Raw genomic sequence first — 1,344 nt, forward strand, 5'->3', positions numbered from 1 at the left:
AGACAGGTGCTGCATGGCTGTCGTCAGCTCGTGTTGTGAAATGTTGGGTTAAGTCCCGTAACGAGCGCAACCCTTATCCTTACTTGCCAGCACTTCGGGTGGGAACTTTAAGGAGACTGCCGGTGACAAACCGGAGGAAGGTGGGGACGACGTCAAGTCATCATGGCCCTTACGAGTAGGGCTACACACGTGCTACAATGGCGTATACAAAGGGTTGCTAACTTGCGAGAGTGTGCGAATCCCATAAAGTACGTCGTAGTCCGGATTGGAGTCTGCAACTCGACTCCATGAAGTCGGAATCGCTAGTAATCGTGGATCAGAATGCCACGGTGAATACGTTCCCGGGCCTTGTACACACCGCCCGTCACACCATGGGAGTTGATTGCTCCAGAAGTAGCTAGCTTAACCTTCGGGATGGCGGTTACCACGGAGTGGTCAATGACTGGGGTGAAGTCGTAACAAGGTAGCCCTAGGGGAACCTGGGGCTGGATCACCTCCTTAAACGATAGAAGTTCTGGTGAGCGTTCACACAAATTATCTGATGGCTATGAGTTCTCATGGCAACCTATCTTAAAAGCGTTTTAGACAAAGTGTTAAGCAAGACACTAATCACAACACAATGTGTTGGTTAGTTTCTGACTTAGTGTTTTGCACTAAACTTGCTCTTTAACAATTCGAATTTTGAAATAACGATGAATCAAGCGTTAAACCGGTGAGAAACACGTTAACCTAGTGTTTCTTATTATCGTAAATCCAGAGAAGAGACAAAAGCTTCTGTGGTATGTGATTCTTAATAGGAAACTATTTTGGGTTATATGGTCAAGTGACCAAGCGTGCACGGTGGATGCCTTGGCAGTCAGAGGCGATGAAGGACGTGGTAATCTGCGAAAAGCTCGGGGGAGTCGATAAACAGACTGTGATCCCGAGATGTCCGAATGGGGAAACCCACCCGCTTGCGGGTATCGTATGGTGAATCCATAGCCATACGAGGCGAACCCGGGGAACTGAAACATCTAAGTACCCGGAGGAAAAGAAATCAACCGAGATTCCCTAAGTAGCGGCGAGCGAAAGGGGATTAGCCCTTAAGTTGATTAGGTGTTAGTAGAAGACCCTGGAAAGGGTCGCCGTAGAGAGTGATAGCCTCGTATACGAAAATGCCTTATCAATGAAAACGAGTAGGACGGGACACGTGTTATCCTGTCTGAACATGGGGGGACCATCCTCCAAGGCTAAATACTCCTGACTGACCGATAGTGAACCAGTACCGTGAGGGAAAGGCGAAAAGAACCCCTGTGAGGGGAGTGAAATAGATCCTGAAACCGTGTACGTACAAGCAGTGGGAGC

Annotated in this window: 2 rRNA genes; both read left to right on the plus strand. The window is 48.5% G+C overall.

Annotated elements, in window-relative coordinates:
- Positions 1-501: ribosomal RNA gene (locus ACXAH2_RS17120) — 16S ribosomal RNA — on the plus strand; the annotation flags it as partial.
- A 316-nt stretch (positions 502-817) separates the two neighbouring features.
- Positions 818-1,344 (plus strand): 23S ribosomal RNA (locus tag ACXAH2_RS17125); the annotation flags it as partial.

The sequence above is a fragment of the Marinomonas sp. ABL3_031 genome (assembly GCF_056161265.1).